A 20,833-nucleotide genomic window follows, 5' to 3' on the forward strand; every position below is an offset into this window, starting at 1 on the left:
CATGCCCGACGACGATCCGGCCGCTCAGGCCACCGCCGCCGCACAGCGGCTCGTGCGGCAGCGCGACGCACCGCACCGAACGCCGCAGCCGCCCCGGCCTCCCGTACGCGGCCGGTTCGCCACGACCCTCGCGGCGGCGGCACCGGCCCTCGGGGCGTATGCGGCCGTGCGCCTGACGGGTCTCGTCGTCCTCGCCGTCGCCGCGTCCCACACCGGCAAGAGCGCCCTCCACCTCCTCGGCGGGCGCTGGGATTCCGTCTGGTACCAGCGGATCGCCGAGAACGGCTACGGGTACACCGTCACCCTTCCGAACGGCGGCGTCCATCCGGACCTGGCCTTCTTCCCGCTGCTGCCCGCTCTGGAACGGGCGGTCGCCGAGCTGACCCCGCTCTCCCTCGCGGGCGCCGGACTGCTGGTCGCCTGGGTGGCCTCGCTCCTCGCCGCCTGGGGGATCTTCGCCGTCGGGGCGCATCTGTACGGCCGCCGGGCCGGGGTGCTGCTGGCCGCGCTGTGGGGGGTGTACCCGACGGCGTTCGTCCAGTCGATGGCGTACACCGAGACACTGTTCACCACGTTCGCCGCCTGGTCGCTGTACGCCGTACTGACCCGGCGCTGGATCGTGGCGGGCGCCCTGTGCGTGCTCGCCGGGCTGACCAGGCCCTCCGCCGCGGCGCTCATCGCCGCCCTCGCGATCACCGCCGCGGTCACGCTCGTACGCGAGCACCGGGCCGGCCGGACCGACGGCATCGTGCGGCGCAACGCGCGGATGCTGACCGGTGTCGCGCTCGCGCCGCTGGGCTGGCTCGCGTACGTGGTGTTCGTCGCCGTACGGCGCGGCGCCCCGTTCGCGTACTTCGACGTCCAGGCGCAGTGGGGCAACAGCATCGACGGAGGTGCGGCGCTCGCCTCGTTCGTCCTCGGGCTGCCGCTGCCCGCCGCGCTCGGGCTGTGCGCGGCACTGGCGGGCCTGGGATGGGTGGTGCTGCTGTGCGTACGGCAGCGCCAGCCGCTCCCCGTACTCGCCTACTGCGTCGCCGTCGTCGTCGTCGCGCTGATCGGCTCCGGGTACTTCGGGTCCAGACCGCGGCTGATGATGCCCGCGTTCCCGCTGCTCCTGCCGCCCGCCGTCGCGTTGCTGCGGCTGCGCACCACGGCCCGCACGGTGACGGTCGTGGCCGTGCTCGCGGTGGCTTCGGCGGCCTACGGGGCATGGACGCTGCTCGGTTCCGGCCCTCCGTGAGCCCGGCCGGGGCAGGCCCGGCGGGGCGCGGGGCGCCGCGCGCCCCGGGCGTCGGTTCTCGCCGGGCTGCACGGACTCCGTGGTCACGCCGCGGACCGCGCGCCCCCGGGCGTCGGGGTTCGGGACGGGCTCAGCCCCGGCTCTCCCGCGTCTGGACGATCCGCACCCGCGCCCCGGGCCGCAGCCCCCACTTCTCCATCGCCCCGGCCTCCGACTCGATCACATGACGGGCCCGCAGCCGGGGCATCCCGAGCCGGCCCGGCTTCATCGTGTGGACGGCGACGACACGGAACTTCCGGTCCAGGTACGCCACATCGATGGCGAACCGCATCCGGAAGGTGTGCACACTCCCGCACGGGGTGATCAGCAGGGCGCCGTCGATCCCGTCCTGGCCGAGCAGTCCCCGGCTCCTGGCCCGGTACGTGGCCGCGATCCGCAGCGGTATCTCCGGTTCCTGCCCTCCCTGTGGATCGGTGACCGTCAACGTGCCGTTCCCATTGCGCCATTGAGCCATGGCCAAGACGGTAGCGCCCGGTGACCTCCGCTGGGTCCGGAACGGACCGCAGTGGGCCCCTGGACCCATGCCCCGTGCCCGCCGCCCGCCTAGGGTCTGCTCCGTGTACGCCATGCTGACAGCGCTCGCCGCACTCTGGGGCGCGGCGGCCGGACTGCTGGTCCCGCGCGCCGCCTACCGGTTCTCCGTCGAACCGGAGGACGCCTGGCGGGACAGCTGCCCCGCGGGCCACGCCCTGACGGGTGCCGCCCGCGGCTGGCTCGGCTCCACCCGGTGCGCCCGGTGCGCGGCGGCGGTGCCGGTGGCAGCCGCCCCGGGCGCCGAGCCGGGGGACCGGAGCGAAGAGGCGGGCGACCCCGCGCCGTCCACGGCGCGTTACGCCCCCGGCGTCCTGATCCCCGTCGCCACCGCGCTCGCCTGTGCCGTACTCGCGGCGGCCACCGGAGCGCGGCCCGAGCTCGCCGTCTGGCTGCTGCTGGCCCCCGTGGGCGTACTCCTGGCGACCATCGACCGTCGCGTGCACCGCCTGCCCGACCGCCTGACACTGCCCGCCGCCGCGACCGTCGTCGTCCTCCTGGGCATGGCGGCGCTGCTCCCGGAGCACGGCGGATCCTGGCTCTCCGCCCTGCTCGGCGGAGCGGCGCTCGGCGCCTTCTACTTCCTGCTCTTCCTCATCAATCCGAACGGCATGGGCTTCGGGGACGTCAAGCTCGCCCTGTCCCTGGGCGTCGCACTCGGCTGGTACGGCTGGCCCGTGCTCTTCGCCGGGGGGTTCGCCGGGTTCCTGCTCGGCGCGGCGTACGGGTTCGGGCTGATGGTCCTGAAGCGCGCCGGACGCAGGACCGGCATCCCGTTCGGGCCGTTCATGCTGACGGGCGCGCTGCTGGGCATGCTGCTCGGCGGGCTTGCCGCGTGACCGCTGCCGGGCGGACCGGCCGACGGCCCTGACGCCGCGGTATTGAGGTCGCGCGGACCGGTTCCCGGCTGACACCCTTCACGTATGTCCGGAACACCCGAAGAGGCGCCAGGAGCGCCGGACGCGGCGCACGCAGCCGGCGCGGAAGCAGAACGTGCGAGGTTCGACGCCCTCGTCGCCGAGGCCGCCACCGTCTCCGTGGACGGCTGGGACTTCTCCTGGCTCGACGGCCGGGCCACCGAACAGCGCCCTTCATGGGGTTACGCCCGCGCCATGGCGGACCGGATGGGACGGGCCGGGGCCGCGCTCGACATCCAGACCGGGGGCGGCGAGGTTCTCGCCTCCGTACCGAAGCTGCCGCGGCTCACCGTCGCCACCGAGTCCTGGCCGCCGAACATCGCCCGCGCCACCGCCCTCCTGCACCCGCTCGGCGTGGCCGTGGTCGCCGACGCGGACGAGCCGCCCCTGCCGTTCGGCGACAACGCCTTCGACCTGGTGGTCAGCCGGCATCCGGTGACCACCTGGTGGGCGGAGATCGCCCGGGTCCTCGCCCCCGGCGGCACGTACTTCTCGCAACAGGTCGGCCCGGCCAGCGTCTTCGAACTCGTCGAGTACTTCCTCGGCCCGCAGCCGCCCGAGGTGCGCCGCGCCCGCGACCCGGAGCAGGCGCGTGGAGCCGCGGAGACGGCCGGGCTGGAGGTCGTCGACCTGCGCGCGGAGAGACTGCGCACCGAATTCCTCGACATCGGCGCCGTCGTCTACTTCCTGCGGAAAGTGATCTGGATGGTGCCGGGCTTCACCGTCGAGGAGTACCGGCCGCGCCTGGCCGAGCTGCACCACCGGATCGAGACCGAGGGGCCGTTCGTCGCCCACACCACCCGGTTCCTGATCGAGGCCCGTAAACCGGGCCCCCTGCTTCCGCCCGGAGGATGCGACCCTGGACGGTGAGCGGATGGGGAGGGAACCGGCCATGAGGGTGGGCGACGAGGACGAGGCACCGCGTGTCCCGCGGCAGGGCAGGGCCGACTGGCTCAGGGGCGAGCGGATCGTCGAGGTACTCGGCGTCTACTACCGGCCGGAGGGGCGGATGGGGGAGCCGGAAGCCGTGGAATTCCTGCTGGCCGACGGCCAGTCGGTGCTCCTGACCTGCGCATCCGACGGGACCCTGCACGTCGGCCCCGGCGCCTGGCCGAAGCTGCCCGACTGGTGCGTACCGTCGGGACAGTGGGAGTTCGCCACCGTGCCGAACCTGCCGCGACCGCCCGAGGGCGGCTGGACCGTCACCCGTACCGAGGAGCGCAGGGACGAGCGGGGCGAGGTGCACGAGGCCGTCATCCGGTGCGAAGGCGGACGCTTCGTCGTCATCGGCGGCGACACGGTGGCGATCCGCTTCACCCGCGGCCACCGGGGCGCACCGGCGAGGAGCTGACGGCGGGCCCGCCGCAGGGGCTCCGCGCCCACCGGGCCGTGGGACGGAACGGCGACCGGACGGGCCGGGAGACCCCGGGCCGTCACAGCACCGGGGCCTTTCGTTCGGATCATGCCGGGCTCGCGTGCCCCGGTACCTCGCCTCGCCGCGTCGTCGTCGGTCGCCGACGCCCGGCGTCGACTCCCTCCCCGCCTCGGAACCGCACGCACCGGACCGCGTCCGCCATCCGGTCCGAGGTCACCCGACAGGCTCTGAGGCGTCAACCGGACACCGTGCTCGCAGCGGAGTCCGGTGAACTCGGAGAGTGATTGTGGAGTGGCGTGGCACGCAGCATCACTTACGAAGGGTTATGGTGGAAACCCCCCCTCGGGCCGGTCCGTATCCCCCCCCACGGACCGGCCCGTTTTTTGTGGCCGGGCGGCGCCGCCCCCGGGCGGACCGCGTGCCGGCCACGGGCCGGCTGCGCCCGACAGGCCCTGAGCCCCGCCGACCGGCCCGCGAGGACCGCCCCCGTCAGCTCCGTCCGGCCCAGATGTTGGTGCCCGCGGTGTCCACGGCGAAGGTGTCGATCTCCTTCAACTCCTCGTCGGACAACGGCTGCCCCGAGAGCGACGCGACGTTCTCCTCCAACTGCCGCACACTCGACGCGCCGATCAGCGCCGATGTCATCCGGCCGTCCCGCAGCACCCAGTTGAGTGCCAGCTGGGCGAGCGACTGGCCGCGCCGCCGGGCGATGTCGTTCAGCCCGTTCAGCCGGCGCATCACCTCGTCGGAGAGCAGACCGGGATCCAGGGACTTGCCCTGGGTGGCCCGCGAACCCTCCGGGATGCCCGTCAGGTACTTGTTCGTGAGCAGGCCCTGCGCGAGCGGCACGAAGGAGATGCAGCCCATACCGGCCGTCTCCAGGGTGTCGAGCAGCCCGTCGTCCTCGATCCAGCGGTTGATCATCGAGTAGGACGGCTGATGGATCAGGGCGGGGACGCCCATCTCCCTGAGCAGCCGGGCCGCCTCGGCCGTCTGCTCCGCGTTGTACGAGGACACACCCACGTACAGCGCCTTGCCCTGCTGCACGGCGGAGGCCAGCGCCCCCATCGTCTCCTCCAGCGGGGTGTCCGGGTCGAAGCGGTGGGAGTAGAAGATGTCGACGTGGTCGAGCCCCATCCGCTTCAGCGAGGCGTCGAGCGACGACAGCAGATATTTACGGGAGCCCCACTCGCCGTACGGGCCGGGGTGCATCTCGTAGCCGGCCTTGGTCGAGATGATCAGCTCGTCCCGGTACGGGGCGAAGTCCTGCCGGAACATCTTGCCGAAGTTGAGCTCGGCGGAGCCGGGCGGCGGCCCGTAATTGTTGGCCAGATCGAAGTGGGTCACCCCGAGATCGAAGGCGCGGCGCAGGATCGCCCGCTGGGAGTCCAGCGTGCGGTCGTCGCCGAAGTTGTGCCAGAGGCCGAGGGACACGGCCGGGAGCTTGAGACCGCTGCGGCCGGTGCGGCGGTATTCCATGGAGTCGTAGCGCGAATCGGCTGCGCGGTAGAAGAGAGGAGAATCAGTCACGTTTCTCTCCTTATCACGGACTTGTGACAGGCCGGGTTGGGCCGGTGTGCCGCCTGCGCAGTAATGTGGCGGCTTCGGGGACCGCCGCGTCACGGCGGGGCGATGGACTCCGCGGAGTCGTGCGGCGATCCCCAGGGGGACGACCCCGGCCCCCGGGCATCGGGGCGGGCGGGCCCGCACAGAACCGAGAGGTGAACTCAGTGAACTTGCGCGACCTGGTGTACGGGCTCTACGCACGCCGGGTCGAGGCGCGCCTCGACCACACCCAGGTGCCCAAGCACATCGGCGTCATCCTCGACGGCAACCGGCGCTGGGCGAAGGCGTCCGGCGGCACGGCCGCGCAGGGACACCAGGCCGGCGCGGACAAGATCCAGGAACTGCTCGGCTGGTGCAGCGAGACCGATGTGGAGGTCGTCACACTCTGGCTGCTCTCCACCGACAACTTCGACCGGCCCGAGTCCGAGCTGACCCCGCTCCTCGGCATCATCGAGAACACCGTGCGCAACCTCGCGGCGGACGGGCGCTGGCGGGTCCATCACGTCGGCACGCTCGATCTGCTGCCCGCCCACACCCAGACCGTCCTCAAGGAGGCCGAGCAGGCCACGCTGGGGGTCGACGGGATACTGGTCAACGTCGCCGTCGGCTACGGCGGGCGCCAGGAGATCGCGGACGCGGTCCGTTCGCTGCTGCTGGACCACTCCGCCAAGGGGACCTCCTTCGAGGACCTGGCGGAGATCGTCTCCACCGACCTGATCTCCGAGCACCTCTACACCCGGGGCCAGCCCGACCCGGATCTGGTCATCCGCACCAGCGGCGAGCAGCGGCTGTCCGGCTTCATGCTCTGGCAGAGCGCGCACTCCGAGTACTACTTCTGCGAGGTCTTCTGGCCGGCCTTCCGCCGCGTCGACTTCCTGCGGGCCCTGCGCGACTACGCGGCCCGGCACCGCCGCTACGGCGGCTGACACCGCCTGTTCCCGGGGCTCCCGTCCCCCGGAGGGAGCAACGTCCCCGGCAGGACCGCCGCGGCGTGGGCCCGTGCTGACGTGCCCGGACGCACCGGCCCCGCTCACCCCGCCCGCCCCGGGCGGCATGGCTTCGCGTGTTCGAGGGAATACCCCTGACAGGTCGATGTCCGGTCACCAACCAGGCGGACGTCGTGTCCAAGTGAGCGGCATGGAGTCCGCTCGCCCGGGAGGCCCTTTGCACACGAAGGACCGTACACACAGTGCGGCCGACGCGGAGGGCCGGTGCTCGGCCCGTGCATCTGGGTCGCAGCCCGGTCCGTCCTCTCCCATTGGGATGCTCCGCGACGCCGTCGCACCCCAACCTCGTCCGAGGGGGTACGTCCTTCCGTGGTGACCAGCACGAAGCGCCGCATGTCCGACAGGCGCACCTATGTTCTCGACACCAGCGTCCTGCTGGCCGATCCGAACGCCCTGGCCCGCTTCGACGAGCACGAAGTCGTGCTCCCGATCGTCGTGGTCACGGAACTGGAGGCCAAACGGCACCACCCGGAGCTGGGGTACTTCGCCCGGCAGGCCCTGCGCCTGCTGGACACGTTCCGGACCCGGTACGGCCGGCTGGACGCCCCGATCCCGCTCGGGGATCTGGGCGGGACGCTGCGCGTCGAACTCAACCACTCGGACCCCGGCGTACTGCCCGCCGGCTACCGGCTGGGGGACAACGACTCACGGATCCTCGCGGTCGCGCGGAACCTCCAGGCCGAGGGGTACGACGTCACGGTCGTCTCCAAGGACCTGCCGCTGCGCATCAAGGCGTCCTCGGTCGGTCTCCTCGCCGAGGAGTACCGCGCCGAACTCGCCATCACGGACTCCGGCTGGACGGGTATGACGGAACTGCCCCTCGGGGCGGAGCAGGTGGATCTGCTCTACGGCGAGGAGACGCTGTACGTTCCCGAAGCCGCCGAGCTGCCCGTGCACACGGGACTGGTGCTGCGGTCCGAGCGCGGCAAGGCGCTCGGCCGCGTCACCGCCGAGGGAAATGTGCGCCTGGTGCGCGGCGACCGGGAGGCCTTCGGCATCCACGGCCGCAGCGCCGAACAGCGCATCGCCCTCGATCTGCTCCTCGACCAGGACGTCGGCATCGTGTCGCTGGGCGGCCGGGCCGGCACCGGCAAGTCGGCGCTGGCGCTCTGCGCCGGTCTCGAAGCCGTCCTGGAGCGCAGGCAGCACCGGAAGGTGATGGTCTTCCGTCCGCTGTACGCGGTCGGTGGACAGGAACTCGGCTACCTCCCCGGCACCGAGGCCGAGAAGATGAGCCCCTGGGCGCAGGCCGTCTTCGACACGCTCTCGGCGGTCGCCGGGCGCGAGGTGATCGAGGAGGTGCTGGGGCGCGGGATGCTGGAGATCCTGCCGCTCACCCATATCCGGGGCCGCTCGCTCCATGACGCCTTCGTGATCGTCGACGAGGCGCAGTCGCTCGAACGGAACGTACTGCTGACCGTGTTGTCCCGGATCGGGTCGAATTCCCGGGTGGTGCTCACACATGACGTGGCCCAGCGGGACAACCTCAGGGTCGGCCGGTACGACGGGGTCGTCGCCGTGGTCGAGAAGCTGAAGGGCCATCCGCTCTTCGCGCACGTCACGCTCACCCGCTCCGAGCGTTCGCAGATCGCCGCCCTGGTGACCGAAATGCTGGAGGAAGGCCAGATCTGATAGGGGATACGACAGTTGGTGCCGCCCGGCGAGCGCAGTAGCTTAGCCGGGCGGCATCGTGCTGCGGTGGCATTTCCGTAAATCACTTGCTCCAAACGAGGTGTGAGCTTTCACACGCAACGGAGAATTGCCTACCGGCGTGCCGTTCCGGCAGAGTCTTGCTTCCGTCAGGCCCCGCATACGGCACACCCGCACCTCCAGAGGTGCCACGCACCACACAACTCAACAGCCGACGTCCGTATGCCGCCCGCGAGCACCACGCGGCACTTCCTCCGGGGAGTTGCCCACCGGGCCCGTGCCTCCCGTGACCCAAGCAGTAGGGAGGCCAGTGCCAGGGGCACGATTGCGTCCGCGAGGTCACCTAAGCGGGCGATGCTGGAAGGACACCGTGTGAGCCGGATCTCGGTCCGGGGGTTCGCCGTGGCATCCGCCACTGCCGTAACCACCGTTGGCGCCGTCGTAGGCGTTGCCTCGGGCAGCACTCCCGCTGTCGACGACAACAACTTCGAGGCGACCGCAGCCGACACCACGCTGCTCGCAGACATCCCCGCAGGCCAGCAGGCCCAGGTGCAGACCGCCTCGCTGACGCAGCAGGCCGACGCCCAGGCGTCCGCGGCCGACGCGGCGGCGAAGAAGTCCGTGGAGGAAGCGGCCCGCATCCAGGCCGCCAAGGACGCCAAGTCGAAGAAGCAGGCGGCCGAGGCCAAGCTGGAGAAGGAGCGCAAGGAGAAGAAGGAAAGGGATGCAGCCGAGCGCGCCAGCCGCTCCTCGGTCCGCAGCGCCTCCTCCTTCGCCACACAGGGCTCGTACACCGTGGCCGAGGTCCAGGCGATGGCGCGCCAGATGGTGCCCGCCGACCAGTTCCAGTGCTTCAGCAACATCGTGAACCACGAGTCCACCTGGAACTACCGGGCGAGCAACCCGTCCTCCGGTGCCTACGGTCTCGTCCAGGCGCTGCCCGGCTCGAAGATGGCCTCCGCCGGTGCCGACTGGCAGACCAACCCGGCCACGCAGATCAAGTGGGGCCTCAGCTACATGGACGGGCGCTACGGCAGCCCGTGCGGTGCCTGGTCCTTCTGGCAGGCCAACCACTGGTACTAGTGCCCCTCCCGGCACCAGAACTTCCGAGGCCTCGGTCTCAACCTTGTGAAGCCCCTCGCTGTCCTACAGTGAGGGGCTTCGCGCGTGTACGGTCGGTCCGGACGGCTCGCCGGGGGAGCGGTGGGGTGCGAGAGCGGGGGAAGAGGAACGATCATGTCGAAACTTCCGGGGTGGCTCGGTCGGCTGGGCGCCGAACTGACCGAACTGGGCGAGCGTCTGGAGCGGCGCCGGGCCGAGGCCGAGGCGGACGAGGTCATGCCGGCCGTGCCGCCGGTGCCCGCCGCTGTCCCCGCAGGGCCCGTACCGGCCGAGGCGCCCCGGCGTGAGGCCGTGGCCGAGCATGTGCCGCCGCCGCCCACGTACGCCCCCTCCGTGGCCGCCCGGCCCGATCCGGTCTCGGCGATCCCCTGGGGCATGCGGGTCGCGGCCGAGGCGGGCTGGCGGCTGCTCGTCCTGGCGGGCACGCTCTGGGTGATGATGCGGGTCATCAGCGCCGTCCAGCTGGTGGTTCTGGCCTTCGTCGCCGCGCTGCTCGTCACGGCGATGCTGCAGCCGACCGTCGCCCGGCTGCGGCAGTACGGTCTGCCGCGCGGACTGGCCACCGCCGTCACCGCGATTCTGGGCTTCGTCATCATCGGGCTGGTCGGCTGGTTCGTCGTCTGGCAGGTGATGGACAACATCGACACCCTCTCCGACAAGGTCCGGACGGGTATCGACGACCTGAAGAACTGGCTGCTCGACAGCCCCTTCCACGTCACCGAGCAGCAGATCAACGACGTCGCGAAGAACCTCAGCGACACCATCGGCACCAACACCGAGCAGATAACCTCCGCCGGACTCCAGGGCGTCACCGTGATGGTGGAGTTCCTCACCGGGATGCTGCTGGCGATGTTCTCGACGCTCTTCCTGCTGTACGACGGGAAGCGGATCTGGCACTGGGTGCTGAAGCTGGTGCCCGCCCAGGCCCGGCCGGGTGTCGCGGGCGCCGGGCCACGCGCCTGGCGGACCCTGACCGCCTATGTGCGGGGCACGGTCCTGGTGGCGCTGATCGACGCCATCTTCATCGGGCTCGGAATCTGGTTCCTCAAGGTGCCGATGGCGGTGCCGCTCGCCGTGTTCATCTTCCTCTTCGCCTTCATCCCGCTGATCGGCGCCGTGGTCTCCGGAGCGCTCGCGGTGGTCGTCGCGCTGGTCACCGAGGGCGTGTTCACCGCGCTGATGGTGCTGGTCGTGGTGCTCGCGGTGCAGCAGATCGAGGGGCATGTGCTGCAGCCGTTCATCCTGGGACGCGCGGTACGGGTGCATCCGCTCGCCGTCGTCCTCTCCGTCGCCGCGGGCGGCATGATCGCGGGTATCGGCGGGGCGGTCGTCGCGGTGCCGCTGGTGGCGGTCACCAATACGGTGGTCGGCTATCTACGGGCGTACGGGCAGGAGGAGGCCCTGCGGCACGCGCCGGCCCCGCACGGGGCGACCGCGCTCGGCGCCGCCCCGACCCCCGCGCCCGGCTCGCCGCCCGAGGACATCGACCACGGCGACGACGAGGCCGGCGTGGACCGCGGCACCGAGGACGGGCCCGGCAAGTGACGCGAGACGGATGAGAAGAAGGGCCCCGGGGACGGTCGGTCGTCCTCGGGGCCCTTCTCGTGCAAGGGGTACCGCTGGTCCTACTCGGCGAGCACGGCCTCGGCTTCGAGGGTCACGCCGACCGCCTGGATCACCGAGGCGATCTTGACGGCTTCCTGAATGGTCTCACGGTCCACGCCGGCCTTGCGCAGCACCTGCTCGTGGGAGTCGAGGCACTGGCCGCAGCCGTTGATGGCGGAGACGGCGAGCGACCACAGTTCGAAGTCGGTCTTCTCCACGCCCGGGTTGCCGATGACATTCATCCGCAGCCCCGCGCGCAGCGTCCCGTACTCGGGGTCCGACAGCAGGTGCCGGGTCCGGTAGAAGACGTTGTTCATCGCCATGATGGCGGCGGCGGACTTCGCCGCGGTGTACGCCTGTGCGGAGAGGTTGGCCTTCGCCTCCGGCTCCAGCTCGCGCAGCACCTTCGGCGAGCGCGAGGCGATCGCGCACGCGAGGACGGTGCCCCACAGCTGCTGCTGCGGGAGGTCGCTGTTGCCGATGACCGAACCGAGGTTCAGCTTCAGGTCCTTGGCGAAGTCCGGGACGGCGGCCTTCAGTTCGTCGAGTGCCATGTCGCTGTCAGCTCACTCGCCCGCGAGGAGCGCGACCGGGTCGAGGGTGTTCTCGCCCTTGGTCCAGTTGCACGGGCACAGCTCGTCGGTCTGCAGGGCGTCCAGGACCCGCAGGACCTCCTTGGGGTTACGGCCCACGGAACCGGCGGTCACCATCGTGAACTGGATCTCGTTGTTCTGGTCGACGATGAAGACGGCGCGCTGCGCGAAGCCGTCCTCGCCCTCGATGCCGAGGTCACGCATGAGCTCGTGCTTCGAGTCGGCCATCATCGGGAACGGCAGGTCGGTCAGGTCCGGGTGGTCCTTGCGCCAGGCGTGGTGCACGAACTCGGAGTCACCGGAGAAGCCGAGGATCTGGGCGTCACGGTCGGCGAACTCGTCGTTCAGCTTGCCGAAGGCGGCGATCTCGGTGGGGCACACGAAGGTGAAGTCCTTCGGCCACGCGAAGACGATCTTCCACTTGCCCTCGTAGGTCTTGTGGTTGATCTGCTCGAACTCCTTGCCGCTCTCCAGCGAAACACAAGCAGTCAGGTCGAACTCGGGGAACTTGTCACCGACAGTGAGCACGCGCTCTCCTTGCAGGGTTGGAATTCCCTTTTGCGGGAGTTCCTGAGGGTTGGACGAGATCCACCTTGGCACAGAGTGCATTGATAGCGGAAATAGCTACACTCGGTCGTGATGATCGGAGGTGCCTATCAGTGGCGCAGAGCAATCAGGGCAATCGAATCAAACAGCCCAGTCTGTCGCAGCTGCGTGCCTTCGCGGCCGTCGCTGAATATCTGCACTTCAGGGATGCGGCGGCAGCAATCGGGATGAGCCAGCCGGCGCTCTCCGGGGCCGTGTCGGCGCTGGAGGAGGCACTGGGTGTCCAGCTCATCGAGCGTACGACGCGCAAGGTACTGCTCTCGCCGGCCGGGGAGCGGCTCGCGGTCCGGGCCCGGGTGGTGCTGGAGGCCGTCGGCGAGTTGATGGAGGAGGCCGAGGCGGTCCGCGCGCCGTTCACCGGAGTGCTCAGACTCGGGGTGATTCCGACCGTCGCCCCGTATCTGCTGCCGACCGTGCTGCGGCTGGTCCACGACCGCTACCCCGAACTCGACCTCCAGGTGCACGAGGAGCAGACCTCGTCGCTGCTGGAGGGGCTGGCCGCGGGCAGGCTGGACCTGCTGCTGCTCGCCGTGCCGCTCGGGGTGCCGGGCATGACCGAACTCCCGCTGTTCGACGAGGACTTCGTGCTCGTCATGGAGCGGGACCACTGGCTGGGCGGGCGCACCGACATCCCGCGCGAGGCGCTGCGCGAACTGCCGCTGCTGCTGCTCGACGAGGGGCACTGCCTGCGCGACCAGGCGCTCGACATATGCCGGGAGGCGGGGCGCACGGAGGGGGCGCCGGTCACCACGACCGCGGCCGGGCTCTCCACGCTGGTGCAGCTGGTCGCCGGCGGGCTCGGGGTGACGCTGTTGCCGCGCACCGCGGTGACGGTGGAGACCGGCCGCAACGACGCGTTGGCCACCGGGTACTTCGCGGAACCCGCACCGTCGCGGCGGGTGGCGCTGGGGATGCGGACGGGCGCGGCACGGCACGAGGAGTTCGAGGAGTTCGCGGTGGCGCTGCGGGAGGCGATGGAGACACTGCCGGTGCGGGTGACGACGGGCAGATAGGGCGCGGGAAAGGGGTGCGGTCCCCCGTTGCGGGGACCGCACCCCTCACGGCTACGGCGACGTCACTCCGTGCGCAGCCCGTCCGGACGCATCATGCGCCACAGCGGTGGCAGCGACACCAGGGTGACCAGCGCGATCAGCGCCGCGCCCGCCCCCGCCATCGGCAGGAACAGCCACCAGTCGGTCACCTGCTTGCCGATCATGCGGACCATCACGGCCCCCAGGCCGAGACCCCCGGCGATCGCGACCGCCAGTCCGATGAGGACGGGAATGGCGGTCTGCCAGAGCACCGACCAGCCGAGCGTGGTCCGCCGGGTGCCGAAGGCGACCAGGACGGACAGCAGGCGCTTGCGCTCCCGCAACTGCTCCAGCTGCGAGACCAGCATCGCGACGGCGATCAGCAGCAGCGTCGCGGTCCCGCCGACCTGGAGGCCCCTCTGCACACTGGCGTACTGCCGGTCGCGGACCACCGAGTTCACGGCGACGATGCGCATCCCCGGGTCGAGTTCGGCCGCCGTGTTCCGTACGTACTCGGAGACGTCCTCGACGCTCCGGTCCACCCGGATCTGCGCGTTGGTCTGGGCATGCGGCAGGGTGGTCGGGTCGATCGCGCCGACCGTGGCCACGATGCCGAAGTGTTCCTGGCCCATCGGATCGGGGCGGGCCGGAACGGTCCGGGCGTCGGCGGGCAGGGTCCACAGCTTCGACTTCTCGCCGGGTTCCCCCACCATGTAGTTGAGCTCGACCGGCTTGCCCTTGCGAGCCGTCCGGTCCGTCCACTCGGCCGTGTCCTTGTCCCGGGGGTGGACGACAAAGGCATCGCCCTCCTTGCAGGAGCCGATCCGGGCGATCTCGCGCACGGTCGCGCAGTCGCCGACGGTCAGCGAGGTGGTGGGCTGGACGTCGTCGCCCTTGTACTTGCCGGGTTTGACGACGTACGTCTCGACCATCCCGATGACCCCGGTCACCCCCTCGGTGGCCCGGAACTTCTTGATGGTCCGCGTGGCCGCGTCGCCGGTGACGGTCTGGGAGTACGTGTAGAACTGGGCCCGCGTCGGGTCCTGCCCGGTCATCCGGTTGAACTCGTCGCCCACCGCGGCGAACAGCATCTGCAGCGCCACGGCGCCCGCGACCGCGACCGTGATGCCGCTGACCGCGCGGGAGGCCGCGCCACTGCTCAGCTGGAGCCTGCGGGTGGCGAGCTGCCAGGGCACCGGACCGCCGTGCAACCGGTTCACGCACGCCTGGACCAGCCACGGCAGCAGCAGGGCGAGCCCGACGAGCACGAGCACGGCGCCGCCCGCGATCGGATACGGGTTCACCTCGGTGTCCGCCTTGCCGGACAGCACGAGCACCGCCAGGCCCGCGACCGGAACCAGCAGGCGCCACCAGATCCGGCGCCTGCGGTTGCGGCCGCTGCGCACGACTCCGAGCGGTTCGATGACCACCGAACGCAGGGCGACCAGCGTGACCAGGACCGCAGCCACCGGAACCGCGACCACGACCAGCGCCGCCAGCCAGGTGTCGGGGACCAGGTCCGCCGGGAAGGCGCTGACGTCCCACACCTCGACGGAGCCCATGAAGCGACGCCCCACCAGGAAGAAGGCCAGGCCGGCCACCAGTCCGAGCACCGCCCCGAAGAACGCCTCGCCGGCCGCGATCCGACGGGTCATCCGGATGTCCGCACCGACCAGACGCAGCGCGGCGAGCCTGCGGTCGCGCCGCTCGCCGCCGAACCGCACGGCCGTCGCGATGAAGATCGTGACCGGCATCAGCAGGACGACGCAGATCATGATGGTCAGCACGACGAGGATCGGCGACATGGGATCGGACGGGCCCGGGTCGCCGTAACCGGCGATCCGGTGGCCGCCGTTGGCGGGAGTCAGTGTGTCGCTGCCCGCGTAGTAGTACAGCTCTCCCGGAGCGATCAGGCCGGAGTCGGCGATCGTGCCGGTGATCCGGTACGGCAGCCGCTTCCTGAGGAGGCTGCCTTCCGAGGAATCGAGCAGCCTCTTCAGAGCGGGGGAGACCACCATCTCGTTCGCGCCGGGGAAGCGTGCGACACCCGGCGGGACGACCGGACGCGTACCGTCCGCACGCATCAGGTAGCCCCCGACGGTCCGGCCGCGGTACTCGGTCTCCGCGTTGATCCGGAGCACCGAGGTGTCGGTCTTCTCGGCCTGGGCGTCGGGCGATTCGGAGATCTTGGTCTCGGAGCGGGCCTGATCGCGCGCGGAACGGTGGTCGAGCAGATTCGGCACGGAGGCGGCGACCAGCAGCAGCGCCACGCCGAGGCCGACGCCGACGGCGGTCAGCAGGGTGCGGATCCAGCCCTCGCGCCCGCCGGACGCGGCGAACCGGACACCGAGGCCGAGGTCGCGCAACAGGGCGGCGACGCCGGTGGGTCCGGTGGCCCGGGGAGGCGCGTCGGCCGCGACGTTCTTGTGGTCGAGCAGAGTCATACCGCGTGCTCCAGGTCGCGTGCCCGGCCGTCGCGCACGGTGACGTCGCGGTCGGAATAGGCGGCGACGCGGGCCTCGTGGGTCACCAGGACCACGGCGGCATTGGTGGACCGGGCCGCTTCGGTGAGCAGCTCCATGACCCGCTCGCCGTTGAGGGAGTCCAGGGCGCCGGTCGGCTCGTCGGCGAAGACGACCTTCGGGGACGCGGCCAGCGCACGGGCCACGGCGACGCGCTGCCCCTGGCCGCCGGAGACCTCGCCGGGACGCTTGGCGCCGACGTTGTCCACCTCCAGGCGCTCCAGCCAGTGGCGGGCGGCGCGTTCGGCGTCCTTGCGCCTGGCCCCGCTCAGGCGGAGCGGCAGGGCGACGTTCTCCACACAGGTCAGCTCCGGGACGAGCTGGCCGAACTGGAAGACGAAGCCGAACTCGGTGCGGCGCAGGGCGCTGCGTTCGGCGTCGGACATCGCGGAGAGCTCGCGGCCCGCGTAGGTGATCGTGCCGCTGTCCGGGGTGACGATCCCGGCGAGGCAGTGCAGCAGGGTCGACTTGCCGGAGCCGGACGGGCCCAGCACGGCGACGACCTCGCCCGGGTGGATGGAGAACGAGGCACCGTCGAGCGCGGGGGTCGATCCGTACGACTTGTGCAGGTCGTGGGCGCTGAGCAGGGAGCCGGCGGGGTTCACGCGCGTACCTCCGCGGCGAGTCGGTCCAGCCGCGCGGCGGTCAGTTCCAGCCAGCGCAGATCGGCTTCGAGGTGGAAGAGCGCGTGGTCGCAGATCAGCTGATCGGCGAGGTCGCCCCGGCGCTTGCGGTCGGTGAGGATGCGCATGAGGCGCAGGTGCTCGGCGCGCTGGGTGTCCAGCAGGGCCTCGGCGCTCCGGCCGGTGAGCAGAGCCAGGACGACCTTGGTGTAGAGCGTCGACTGGAGGTACGGCTCGGGCTTCTCCGGCTGCGCGAGCCAGGTCGCGACATCGGTGATGCCCGCTTCGGTGATCGCGTACCGCTTGCGCTCGGGGCCGCCGCCGCTCTCGACGGCGTCGACCTCGACGAGGCCGTTCTTGAGCAGCCGGGACATGGTCGAGTAGACCTGCCCGTAGTGCAGGGGGCGGTCGTGGCCGAACTTTTCGTCGAATGTCCGCTTGAGGTCGTAGCCGTGGCGGGGGCCGGACTCCAGGAGCCCGAGCAGGGTGTGGCCGATAGACATACCGAGCACTGTACATGGTGTGTATACCTCGGGTGTATACCCGGGTACGGGACCAGGGAGGGCTCGCGCGCCCTCCCCGGTGCGCCCCTTCGTCCCCGGGCCTCGGAGCCTGTCGGGTGACCTCTGGCCGGGCGGCCGATCCGAGGTCGCCCGACGGGCTCTCAGCCGCCGGGCGGGTTCGGCCTCTCCTTCGGCGGGCGCCCCCGGCGGGGGATCGGGCGGGCCGTGCCCGGCAGGCGGCCCGCCTCCGCCAGCGCCCTGCGCAGCAGGAACTCGATCTGGGCGTTCGCGCTGCGCAGTTCGTCGGAGGCCCAGCGGGCCAGCGCATCGTGGACCGCGGGGTCGAGCCGCAGCAGCATCTGCTTGCGCTGCGGCGGAGGCCTGCGCCCGGGGGTCTCTTCCGTCACTGGTAAAGAGTGCCCGTATTGAGGACCGGCTGCGCCGCGCGGTCACCGCACAGCACCACCATCAGATTGCTGACCATGGCCGCCTTCCGCTCCGAGTCCAGTTCGACGATGTCCTGCTCGGCGATCCGGGTCAGCGCCATCTCGACCATGCCGACCGCGCCCTCGACGATCTGCTGCCGGGCCGCGACCACCGCGCCGGCCTGCTGGCGCTGGAGCATCGCGGAGGCGATCTCGGGGGCGTACGCGAGGTGGCTGAAGCGCGATTCGATGATTCGCACACCGGCGGCCTGCACCCGGGCGGTGAGCTCCACGGCCAGCTTCTCGGTGATCTCCTCCGCGTTGCCACGCAGCGAGAGGCCGCCCTCCTCGTGGGCGTCGTACGGGTACTCGATCGCGATGTGCCGGACGGCCGCCTCGGTCTGGGTGGCGACGAACTCCAGGAAGTCGTCGACCTCGAAGAGCGCCTGCGCGGTGTCCTCGACCTTCCAGACGACGATCGCGGCGAGCTCGATCGGGTTGCCGTAGGCGTCGTTGACCTTCAGGACGGCGGTCTCGTGGTTGCGGACCCGGGTGGATATCTTCCGGCTGCTGGTGAGCGGATTGATCCAGCGCAGCCCGTCGGTGCGGATCGTGCCGACGTACCGGCCGAAGAGCTGGATCACGCGGGCCTCGCCCGGTGCGACCATCTTCACACCCGTCATGCAGAAGAAGGAGGCGATGGCGAGCAGGATCCCGAAGATGCACACCGGGACACCCACGCCGTTGTTCCCGTTCGAGCCGATGACGCCGCCGACGATCGCGAGCCCGATGCCGGCGATCACTCCGACCACGGTCAGCAGCAGGCCGAGACCGCCCGGGATGCTGTGCGCCGTCACCTCTCTCACCTGCGGTTCAGGCATCTGAGGGGCGTCGGGTGCGAGCTCGGCGGTCATCGTGGACGCCTCGTACGGATTGCCGTGGTCGGACATGGAATCCCCCGTTTCGGAAGGCCGGCAGCGGCTGATTCGGTGCTAGCAATGTGATTACACATTACCTGTCTTCGCAACCTTGAGCGCCTCTGGGGAGTCGGTTCCCTACAGAGCGGGTGCTGATTGTCACGTCCGGAAAAGGCCACATCGCTTGCTTTTCGTCCTTGCCGACGGTGTTAGCTGGCTGGGCTGAGCTGATCTGGTCGAGCAGAGAAACAGGAGCAAAACAGCGATGGGTCGAGCGGATGCGCGACGAGCCCAGCAGCGCGGAGCGCGGCGGGCCCAGAAGAGCGGCGGCATACGCAGACTCTTCACCTGGCGGAAGATGCTGGGCGCCTTCTTCGTCTTCTGCCTGCTGATCATGGGCGCCTTCGTGGCGCTCTACATGTACGTGGACATACCGAAGGCCAACGCCCTGGCCGAGCGGCAGAGCAACGTCTACAAGTACAGCGACGGCTCCCTGCTGACCCGGGTCGGGAACGGGGTCAACCGTCAGAACGTGGATCTCGCCGAGGTCCCCAAGGACGTGCAGCACACCTTCGTCGCCGCCGAGAACAAGTCCTTCTACCAGGACAAGGGCGTCGACCTGAAGGGCACCGCGCGCGGCATCCTGAACACCCTCACCGGCAAGGGCAAGCAGGGTGGCTCGACCATCACCCAGCAGTACGTGAAGAACTACTACCTGACGCAGGACCCGACGATCAGCCGCAAGCTCAAAGAGCTGGTCATCTCCCTCAAGGTCGACCAGAGGTACGAGAAGAGCGACATCCTCGCCGGATACATCAACACCTCGTACTACGGCCGCGGCGCCAGCGGTATCCAGGCCGCGGCACAGGCCTACTACGGGGTCGACGCCAAGGACCTCGACGTCTCCCAGGGCGCCTATCTGGCCGCGCTGCTCCAGGCCCCCAGCCAGTACGACTGGGCGGTCGCGTCACCGACCGGCAAGCGGCTCGTCAAGGAGCGCTGGGGCTACACGCTCGACAACATGGTCGAGATGCACTGGCTCGACAAGGCCAAGCGCGACACCCTGAAGTTCCCCGTCCCGGACAAGCCCAAGCCCGCCCCCGGCATGGAGGGCCAGACCGGTTACCTCGTCGAGGCCGCCAACCAGGAGTTGGATAAGCAGGGCATCACGGCCGAGATGCGACAGGCCGGCGGCTGGACCTTCACCCTCAACATCGACAAGAAGCGGCAGAAGCAGCTGGAGGCGTCGGTCGACCGTCAGCTGGAGTCCAAGCTGGACCGCAAGGGCAACAAGGTCGACGCGACCGTCCAGGCGGGTGCCACCTCCGTCGATCCGAAGACCGGAGCCGTCGTCGCGCTCTACGGCGGCGTGGACTACGTCAAGCACTACGTCTCCAACGCCACGCGCCGGGACTACCAGCCCGCCTCCACCTTCAAGCCCCTGGTGTTCGCCTCCGCGCTGGAGAACGAGTCGAAGACCCAGGACGGCGATCTGATCGGCGTCAACACCCGCTACGACGGCACCAGCAAGCGGCCGGTGGTGGGCAGCGACACCCCGTTCGCCCCGGAGAACGAGGACAACCAGAGCTACGGCGACGTCACCGTGCAGACCGCGATGAACAAGTCGATCAACTCGGTCTTCGCTCAGATGGTCGTCGACGTCGGCCCCGCCGCGGTGAAGAAGACCGCGCTGGCGCTCGGCCTGCCCGACAAGAACTTCCCCGAGCGCCCCGCCATCACGCTCGGCACGATGAACGCCTCGACCTGGGACATGGCGGGCGCGTACGCCACGCTCGACAACCACGGCAAGAAGGTAACCCCGTTCATCGTGAAGTCCGCCGTCCACCGCGACCGGACGGTCGAGCCGGTCAAGGGCATCGGTGACCAGGTGATCAGCCGCAAGTCCGCCGATACCGTGACCTCCGTCCTGCAGGGCGTCGTGAAGAGCGGCTCCGGCCGGGCGGCCAACACCTCGGCCTACGAGGCGGCCGGCAAGACGGGTACCTCGGAGAACAACAAGGCCGCCCTGTTCGCGGGCTACACCCCGGACCTCACCACGGTCGTCGCGCTCTTCGGCGAATCCCCCCAGGGCGGCACCCAGGTCAGCCTGACCGGTACCGCGAACTCCGGCCGCGCCAACGGTGGCGGTTTCCCGGCGGAGATCTGGGCGGACTACACCCTCGGCGCGCTGAACGGCGGGTCCGGCCACCAGTTCGACCTGCAGGACGTCGAGCGCGGCGAGGCCACCGTGCCGAACACCCCGTCGAACACCCCCTCGGCACCGGAGAGCCCCACGCAGCCGCCGTCCCAGGAGCCGAGCCGGCCGGCGCAGAGCCCGAGCGACGGGCCCAGCCAGCCGGCCAGCCAGTCGCCGGAGCCGCCGCCGAGCCAGTCCCCGGATGTGCCGCCGAGCCAGTCCCCGGATGTGCCGGGCGACGGAGGGGACCCCGGCCGGCCGGGCAACAGCAACAACGTCGTGAGCAACAACGTGGCGAACAACCCGCCCGGACATTGAGGCCGTGAGGCCATGGGTGAGGGGC

Annotated in this window: 19 protein-coding genes; 10 read left to right on the forward strand and 9 right to left on the reverse strand. The window is 70.6% G+C overall.

Features of this window, described 5'->3' with window-relative positions:
• Window position 1: 1 nt before the first annotated feature.
• On the forward strand, window positions 2-1,240 hold the full coding sequence (locus ACIQCZ_RS04215; protein WP_402279511.1) for a hypothetical protein: 1,239 nt from the start codon (window positions 2-4) through the stop codon (window positions 1,238-1,240).
• A gap of 130 nt (window positions 1,241-1,370) precedes the next feature.
• Here the strand turns inward: ACIQCZ_RS04215 and ACIQCZ_RS04220 are convergent, their stop codons facing one another.
• Entirely contained in the window at window positions 1,371-1,754 is a 384-nt protein-coding gene (locus tag ACIQCZ_RS04220; RefSeq protein WP_402279514.1) for a DUF192 domain-containing protein, read from the reverse strand.
• Between the two features lie 103 nt (window positions 1,755-1,857).
• On the opposite strand from ACIQCZ_RS04220, the gene ACIQCZ_RS04225 reads away from it, so the two are divergent.
• The 3 genes from ACIQCZ_RS04225 to ACIQCZ_RS04235 all read left to right on the forward strand — a co-directional run bounded on the left by ACIQCZ_RS04225 (window position 1,858) and on the right by ACIQCZ_RS04235 (window position 4,099).
• Window positions 1,858-2,670 carry a prepilin peptidase gene (locus tag ACIQCZ_RS04225; protein ID WP_402279516.1) on the forward strand — a complete coding sequence of 271 codons (813 nt, stop codon included), beginning with the start codon at window positions 1,858-1,860 and terminating at the stop codon, window positions 2,668-2,670.
• 84 nt (window positions 2,671-2,754) lie between these two features.
• Entirely contained in the window at window positions 2,755-3,618 is an 864-nt protein-coding gene (locus ACIQCZ_RS04230; RefSeq protein ID WP_402279519.1) for a class I SAM-dependent methyltransferase, read from the forward strand.
• Between the two features lie 22 nt (window positions 3,619-3,640).
• Entirely contained in the window at window positions 3,641-4,099 is a 459-nt protein-coding gene (locus tag ACIQCZ_RS04235) for a hypothetical protein (protein WP_402279522.1), read from the forward strand.
• Window positions 4,100-4,612: 513 nt separating this feature from the next.
• Here ACIQCZ_RS04235 and mgrA read toward each other — a convergent pair.
• On the reverse strand, window positions 4,613-5,653 hold the full coding sequence (mgrA, locus tag ACIQCZ_RS04240) for an L-glyceraldehyde 3-phosphate reductase (protein WP_402279525.1): 1,041 nt from the start codon (window positions 5,651-5,653) through the stop codon (window positions 4,613-4,615).
• A gap of 200 nt (window positions 5,654-5,853) precedes the next feature.
• Between mgrA and ACIQCZ_RS04245 the strand changes: the two genes are divergently transcribed.
• The 4 genes from ACIQCZ_RS04245 (at window position 5,854) to ACIQCZ_RS04260 (ending at window position 11,013) form a co-directional block, all read left to right on the forward strand.
• Entirely contained in the window at window positions 5,854-6,615 is a 762-nt protein-coding gene (locus tag ACIQCZ_RS04245; protein ID WP_402279528.1) for an isoprenyl transferase, read from the forward strand.
• A gap of 390 nt (window positions 6,616-7,005) precedes the next feature.
• On the forward strand, window positions 7,006-8,328 hold the full coding sequence (locus ACIQCZ_RS04250) for a PhoH family protein (protein WP_402279531.1): 1,323 nt from the start codon (window positions 7,006-7,008) through the stop codon (window positions 8,326-8,328).
• A 390-nt stretch (window positions 8,329-8,718) separates the two neighbouring features.
• The gene (locus tag ACIQCZ_RS04255; protein ID WP_402279534.1) at window positions 8,719-9,429 is read left to right on the forward strand and encodes a lytic transglycosylase domain-containing protein; all 711 of its coding nucleotides are present in this window, start codon (window positions 8,719-8,721) and stop codon (window positions 9,427-9,429) included.
• Between the two features lie 153 nt (window positions 9,430-9,582).
• Window positions 9,583-11,013, forward strand: a complete 1,431-nt coding sequence (locus ACIQCZ_RS04260) for an AI-2E family transporter (protein WP_402279536.1) — start codon at window positions 9,583-9,585, stop codon at window positions 11,011-11,013.
• Between the two features lie 80 nt (window positions 11,014-11,093).
• Here the strand turns inward: ACIQCZ_RS04260 and ACIQCZ_RS04265 are convergent, their stop codons facing one another.
• A complete protein-coding gene (locus tag ACIQCZ_RS04265; RefSeq protein WP_402279538.1) occupies window positions 11,094-11,627 on the reverse strand; it encodes an alkyl hydroperoxide reductase in 534 nt (177 codons plus the stop codon).
• 12 nt (window positions 11,628-11,639) lie between these two features.
• Complete coding sequence (locus ACIQCZ_RS04270) at window positions 11,640-12,194, reverse strand: peroxiredoxin (RefSeq protein ID WP_189542777.1); 555 nt, start codon at window positions 12,192-12,194, stop codon at window positions 11,640-11,642.
• 131 nt (window positions 12,195-12,325) lie between these two features.
• Here ACIQCZ_RS04270 and ACIQCZ_RS04275 point away from each other — a divergent pair, with 131 nt between their 5' ends.
• A complete protein-coding gene (locus tag ACIQCZ_RS04275; RefSeq protein WP_402279541.1) occupies window positions 12,326-13,285 on the forward strand; it encodes a hydrogen peroxide-inducible genes activator in 960 nt (319 codons plus the stop codon).
• Window positions 13,286-13,347: 62 nt separating this feature from the next.
• Here the strand turns inward: ACIQCZ_RS04275 and ACIQCZ_RS04280 are convergent, their stop codons facing one another.
• The 5 genes from ACIQCZ_RS04280 to ACIQCZ_RS04300 form a co-directional block, all read right to left on the reverse strand.
• Window positions 13,348-15,747, reverse strand: a complete 2,400-nt coding sequence (locus ACIQCZ_RS04280; protein ID WP_402279544.1) for an FtsX-like permease family protein — start codon at window positions 15,745-15,747, stop codon at window positions 13,348-13,350.
• Entirely contained in the window at window positions 15,744-16,430 is a 687-nt protein-coding gene (locus ACIQCZ_RS04285) for an ABC transporter ATP-binding protein (RefSeq protein ID WP_402279546.1), read from the reverse strand. Before ACIQCZ_RS04285 ends, ACIQCZ_RS04280 begins: the two co-directional genes overlap by 4 nt.
• Window positions 16,427-16,951: a PadR family transcriptional regulator gene (locus ACIQCZ_RS04290; RefSeq protein ID WP_402279549.1), complete on the reverse strand. Its 525-nt coding sequence runs from the start codon at window positions 16,949-16,951 to the stop codon at window positions 16,427-16,429. The genes ACIQCZ_RS04285 and ACIQCZ_RS04290 overlap by 4 nt, the downstream gene beginning before the upstream one ends.
• A 161-nt stretch (window positions 16,952-17,112) precedes the next feature.
• The gene (locus ACIQCZ_RS04295) at window positions 17,113-17,358 is read right to left on the reverse strand and encodes a hypothetical protein (RefSeq protein WP_402279551.1); all 246 of its coding nucleotides are present in this window, start codon (window positions 17,356-17,358) and stop codon (window positions 17,113-17,115) included.
• Window positions 17,355-18,326: an SPFH domain-containing protein gene (locus tag ACIQCZ_RS04300; RefSeq protein WP_376211627.1), complete on the reverse strand. Its 972-nt coding sequence runs from the start codon at window positions 18,324-18,326 to the stop codon at window positions 17,355-17,357. The genes ACIQCZ_RS04295 and ACIQCZ_RS04300 overlap by 4 nt, the downstream gene beginning before the upstream one ends.
• 232 nt (window positions 18,327-18,558) lie before the next feature.
• Here ACIQCZ_RS04300 and ACIQCZ_RS04305 point away from each other — a divergent pair, with 232 nt between their 5' ends.
• On the forward strand, window positions 18,559-20,808 hold the full coding sequence (locus tag ACIQCZ_RS04305) for a transglycosylase domain-containing protein (protein WP_402279553.1): 2,250 nt from the start codon (window positions 18,559-18,561) through the stop codon (window positions 20,806-20,808).
• The last annotated feature ends 25 nt before the right edge of the window (window positions 20,809-20,833 follow it).

The organism is Streptomyces sp. NPDC093149 (genome assembly GCF_044754145.1).
GTDB lineage: Bacteria > Actinomycetota > Actinomycetes > Streptomycetales > Streptomycetaceae > Streptomyces.